This is a genomic window from Ectobacillus sp. (genome assembly GCF_056992975.1).
Map to the genome: position 1 here is coordinate 1 of NZ_JBXKMX010000136.1, position 5627 is coordinate 5627.

Annotated in this window: 7 protein-coding genes; all 7 read right to left on the reverse strand. The window is 40.6% G+C overall.

All coding sequences use genetic code 11. The features are described 5' to 3' along the window. Positions 1–222 (reverse strand): uroporphyrinogen-III C-methyltransferase (locus AC11ZT_RS06685; RefSeq protein ID WP_484058851.1); only part of this gene is annotated, 222 nt, incomplete at its 3' end. 16 nt (positions 223–238) lie between these two features. Then, the gene (locus AC11ZT_RS06690) at positions 239–451 is read right to left on the reverse strand and encodes a DUF3906 family protein (protein WP_484058852.1); all 213 of its coding nucleotides are present in this window, start codon (positions 449–451) and stop codon (positions 239–241) included. A gap of 4 nt (positions 452–455) precedes the next feature. After that, on the reverse strand, positions 456–2072 hold the full coding sequence (locus tag AC11ZT_RS06695) for a nitrite/sulfite reductase (protein ID WP_484058853.1): 1617 nt from the start codon (positions 2070–2072) through the stop codon (positions 456–458). Between the two features lie 41 nt (positions 2073–2113). After that, positions 2114–2716 carry an adenylyl-sulfate kinase gene (cysC, locus tag AC11ZT_RS06700; RefSeq protein ID WP_484058854.1) on the reverse strand — a complete coding sequence of 201 codons (603 nt, stop codon included), beginning with the start codon at positions 2714–2716 and terminating at the stop codon, positions 2114–2116. A 12-nt stretch (positions 2717–2728) separates the two neighbouring features. Next, a complete protein-coding gene (gene sat, locus AC11ZT_RS06705) occupies positions 2729–3877 on the reverse strand; it encodes a sulfate adenylyltransferase (RefSeq protein ID WP_484058855.1) in 1149 nt (382 codons plus the stop codon). Next, entirely contained in the window at positions 3874–4935 is a 1062-nt protein-coding gene (locus AC11ZT_RS06710) for an anion permease (RefSeq protein WP_484058856.1), read from the reverse strand. The genes sat and AC11ZT_RS06710 overlap by 4 nt, the downstream gene beginning before the upstream one ends. 15 nt (positions 4936–4950) lie before the next feature. Then, positions 4951–5627 (reverse strand): phosphoadenylyl-sulfate reductase (locus AC11ZT_RS06715; RefSeq protein ID WP_484058857.1); only part of this gene is annotated, 677 nt, incomplete at its 5' end.

The following is a 5627-nucleotide window of genomic DNA, read 5'->3' on the forward strand; positions in this document are numbered from 1 at the left end:
CTTGACGAGACAAGCATTAATCGTTTCCTGCTGCATCGTATGATAATTTGGCAATTTCCCACAATAAATCAAATCACACGTAGGCTTTGCATGCTTTAACATAAGCGGATTCACAAGCCTGTCATACAAAATTACATCCGCCTCCTGAATACATGCCAATCCTTTTACCGTAATCAAATCTGGATCACCCGGGCCTGCTCCAACAAGATACACCTTCCCCATCCCACAGACCTCCTCTTTACAAATTTTCTGTTTCGTATAGAACAAAACCTACGCTGCTTTGAATTCGCTTCTTTTCGTATAGCGTAATATCACGAATACTTGGTAACCGCAAAAAATACTTTTCCAGCTCAATTTCTACAGCGCGGAATGCTTTCTCTTCACTATCAGCGACAATGACAACCGGGATAACTTCATCTTCTGTTGTCACTTCAAAACGATATAGTTCCATTTCATTACACCAACACTTTTTCCAAGATTTGAGTGAGCTGGTTTTGTAACTCCTCAATCCCAACACGACCGACGAATTCGTAAAAGGTTTCACTTGGTAGCTTTTCATCTTTAAAGAAGGTAAGAAAAGAGAGCAATACGTCCTGCAATGCATCTGCATGAATTTTTCCCTTTAGCTTTTCATTGAATTTCCCACCGTTTAAAAGCGTTCCTCCAACGTACAACTCAAACGCTTCAACCATCCCTTTATCACTTTTTAATTTCACACCTTGCAAACCAATATCAGCAATTTGTCGTTGTCCGCACGAGTTAGGACAGCCTACCATATGAATACGAACAGGTACATCCATTGTTAAGTGCTCATCCAAATATGTCGCTATACCTCGAAGACGTGCCTTTGTCTCAACTAATGCCAAATTGCAGTATTCCATTCCTGTGCAAGAAACAGCGTATCCGATAAAAGATTGTGGGTTTGTCGTAATACTCTCGAATAGTGACTGCTGCGATAGCTCTTTTACCTTCTCCTTTGGTACGTTTGGAATAATAAAGTTTTGTGAATTACACGTACGAACATCGCCATTTCCGTACTCTCTCGCAATTTTTGCAATTTCAAACAGTTCATTTGCATGCAAGCGTCCCACTGGAACGTGAAATCCTGCGTAAAATAATCCCTTCTGTTTTTGCTCATGAATACCATAAAAATAGCCGGCCTTCCAACCTTTTGACGCATCATTTCCTTTCGAAGGCAGAGGTCCTATTAACTCGAATAGCTTATCTCTAAATTTGTCTACTCCCCAATCCGCTACTAAAAACTTGAGACGAGCATGGTGACGCTTCTCACGATATCCGTTATCACGAAAGATTGTTGTAATTGCAATTGTCACATCCTTCACTTGCTCAGGACGAACGAATATATCTAACTGCTCTGCTAAATACGGACGTGCCGATAAACCTCCGCCCACTTTTACGTTAAAACCAAGCACGTGCTCTCCGTCTATTTCCTTTGTTGCAGGAATAAATGATGCACAGTTCAGTTCCGCATTAGAAGCATTATAAAGATTAGAACTAATCGACAACTTGTACTTACGTGGTAAGTTTGAAAATTCTTCATTACGTTGAAAAAAATTGTATATATCTTTTACAATTTCCGTTGTATCAAATAATTCATCTTTATCGATTCCGGCTAACGGATTCCCCACAATATTTCTTGTAATATCTCCACATGCCCCAGCACTCGATAACCCAACATGCTCTAAACGATTAAAAATATCAGGTATTTCCTCTATTCGGAGCCAGTGAAATTGAACAGCCTGACGAACCGTAATGTCAACGACACCTCGTCCATAATCACGTGAAATCCCAGCAATGGTTTCAACCTGCTCGTTTGTTAAAATACCAGAAGGAATATTCACGCGCATCATAAAGTATCCCGCTTCTTTCGGGCGCTGCAAGTACAATCCTGCAAATTTAAATGAATCCCATTCCTCTCTTGGGATCGAGCCAAAACCGTTTGCTGCGTAATAGGGAACATCATTAAATATTTCTAAACCGTCCTTTTCCAATTTCTTTATCTCTGATGCATGTAAATTCGGCCGATTCGCCCACACCTTTTCATACGTCATTCTTTTCTCCTCCTACATGTATTGCAAGTATCTAAAGCCTTCTATTTTCCAAAGAGTAGCAACTCTCTCTTTTGTAAGTAATGAATTAGTTGATCCACACATTCTTCAACACTAGACTCATGCGTATGAATCGTAATTTCTGGCTGCAATGGTTCTTCATACGGCGAATCAATTCCTGTAAAATGTTTTACTTCTCCGCTTCTTGCTTTTTCGTACAACCCTTTTGGATCGCGCTTTTCACACTCTTGCAGGGGACAGTGAACAAATACCTCTATAAATTCTTTCTCAGATAGAAGCGTCCGCACAAGATTTCGATCTTCACGAAATGGTGAAATAAAAGCAGTTATCACGATTGTTCCGCTATCAACAAACAATTTCGCTACTTCCCCAATGCGGCGAATATTTTCCTTTCGATCGTCTTCAGAGAAGCTTAAATCTTTGTTAAGCCCGTGACGAATGTTATCCCCGTCTAACACATAGTTACGAACATTACTTTCAAATAAACGTCTTGCCAGGGCATTTGCAATCGTTGATTTACCGGAAGCTGACAATCCTGTAAACCAAAGAACGAAGCTTCCATGATTATTTTGTGTACGACGCTCTTCCTTTGTTACGGACGCTTGATGCCAAGTTAAATTATTCATGTTCTTCCTCCTCTATTTTGTAACTTCTTCACGCTGCATTCCGCGAATCAGTACTTCTACAACTTCTTTTCGACTAAATGTACTTGGTGGTAATTCACCATTTCGGAGCATGGCACGTACCTTTGTTCCTGATAAAATGATATGATCTTCCGATCCGTGCGGACACGTTTTCGATGATGTCATTCCTTCACATTTTCTGCAGTAAAAGCTGTGCTCAAAAAAGAGTGGAGTAATGTCGAGTTCCTCTTCTGTGAAATTGGAAAAAATCAATTGCGCATCATATGTGCCGTAATAGTTTCCTACCCCTGCATGATCGCGTCCGACGATAAAATGCGTACAGCCGAAGTTTTTGCGTACAATCGCATGAAAAATCGCTTCACGAGGACCCGCGTATCGCATCGCTGCTGGAAAAACTGCTAGAAATACATGGGACTTTGGATAATAGTTTTTCAAAAGCACTTCATAGCTTTCCATCCGAACATCTGCAGGGATATCATCAGATTTTGTTTCGCCTACTAACGGATTCAAAAATAATCCATCTACGATTTCGAGTGCTGCCTTTTGAATGTATTCATGTGCACGATGTACTGGATTACGTGTTTGAAAGCCTACTACCGTTTTCCAGCCAAGTTCTTGAAACTTTTGACGTGTTTCAATTGGATCTAAACGATAGGTTGCAAATGAATCCTTTGGTACCCGTTTTACAAGAATGATAGATCCTCCTACATAGACTGAAGGGCGATGCTTCATTTTTTTTACACCCGGATGGTCTTCATCCACTGTTTGAAAAACAAACTCTGCTTCTTTTTGCTTATCGGGAGTGTAAATATCTTCTACAGTTATGACTCCGTACGTAACCCCGTCCTTCACTAGCTTTACTTCTTCACCAACTTGCAACTTATCTGCATTTTCTGCTGTTACGGGAAGCGTAATAGGAATACTCCATACCGTTCCATCTGCTAAGCGCATCGTCTCGACGACAGAGTTATAATCACTTTCTGTTAAAAAGCCAGTGAGCGGGCTATACGCGCCTGTGGCGATTAATTCTAAATCACTAAGCGCTATGCCATCTAGTGAAATCTCCTTTTGTATATGTGATACATTGTAGTTTTCATAAATACGATTGATTAATGTTCCTCCGTGCGGTGCGATTTGACTCATCTGATTATTCCTCCAATTTTATTTTTTTGCTTCGTATGTTTCCATAAGCTTGCAACTCCCAATGTTGCGAGCACACCTACAATTACAATAAAAGTTGTGTATAAATCCTTTTGGACTAGTAGCTTTATGATAGAGTACGCGAGTAGCATGGATAAAAATGGAGCTACAATCCACATCTTCAGCATTTGTGAAACGATCTTCTTACGAAACACATCTACACCTTGCGATACTCCCATGCCGATAATAGCGGATGACGTAATTTGGGCAATAGGCAATGGAATACCAAAAAGTGCCGCGATAATGACTATGCATGAGCTTGTTGAAGAAATCGTTATTCCTTCCGTTAAAGAAACAGATGTAATTTTCTTTCCATTCGTCTCTAGTACTCTCGTTCCTAATAAGAATGCTCCTGCTGCTACAACAAGACCACCTAGTAGCGAAGCGGAAGACATAGGCAGCAAATGTGCACCGACTATAGGTGCAATCGCATTCGCTACGTTTTTCATTCCCGCTGAGTACGCTTCAAAAAATCCTGCTACAATCACAAGTATCGTAAACAATGGCTTCCATTTTCCTGATTCCAAATACGGATACTTGGTATGAAAGCGATGAATAAACTTGCCAGCCATATATGTAATCGTAAATGCTACTACGGGAGTCACAAACCAAAGTGATACGATAAATAGTACCTTTCCTACGTATAAAACCTTGTATGCAATACCTACACCTACTACTGAGCCCACTGTAATTTCACTCGTTGACAGTGGGATGCCGAGAACATTTGCAAGAAATAACGTAACGGTGGCAGCTAGAAGCGTTACTACAACAACTTCTACAGTGAACAAGTTCTCCGGAATAATACCGGAGCTGATTGTTTTTACAACCATTTGTCCACCCAAAATAGATCCTCCAATAATAGCAATTGCACACACCAATAGTGCAACATACTTGCTTTTAATAGCACCGGATGCATAAGCCACTCCCATAGATGCTGCTGCCCCGCTCGCTCCTATATTTAAAGCAAACATAAATGCGATACAAAACGCGATTGTGATCATACCTACTCATCTCCTCTATTGATGAAGACCACATTCCGTTTTTGAAATACCTGCCCAGCGCCCATCTCGTGAATCTCCTCCATCCTTGACAGGACGCGTACACTTTTCACAGCCAATGCTTGGATATCCATGATCATGCAATGGGTTGTACGGTAAATTATGATTGTACACATAGCGCCATATTTCTTTATTTGTCCAATGAATAAGAGGACATATTTTAATAGAATGAAACTTATGATCTTGATTAATAAATTGAACATGCTGCCGCGTTGGAGATTGCTCTCTTCGTAGACCAGAAATCCAAGCCTTTCCTTGTGACAACGCCTCGCGAAGCGGCTCTATTTTCCTCATTCCACAGCACGCATTTGGATCGCGCTCCCATAATGCAGCGCCGTATTTTTGTTCCTGTTCTTCTACACTTAGCTTTGGTGTCTTCATTTCAATTTTTAATAACGGGAAACGTTCTTTTATTTTCGCAATTGTTTCATACGTTTCTTTAAAATGAAGATTCGTATCCAAGAAAACAATCTTCGCATCTGGCTTTACTTGCTGAATGAAATCAATAAGTACAATTCCTTCGATTCCAAAACTACACGCGTACACGATATCTTCCCCGTATTGCTCATACGCCCAGCGGACTACAGAAAGAGCTCCCTTTGTTTCATCATTGTCTGTAAACGAAAGCTCTGAAT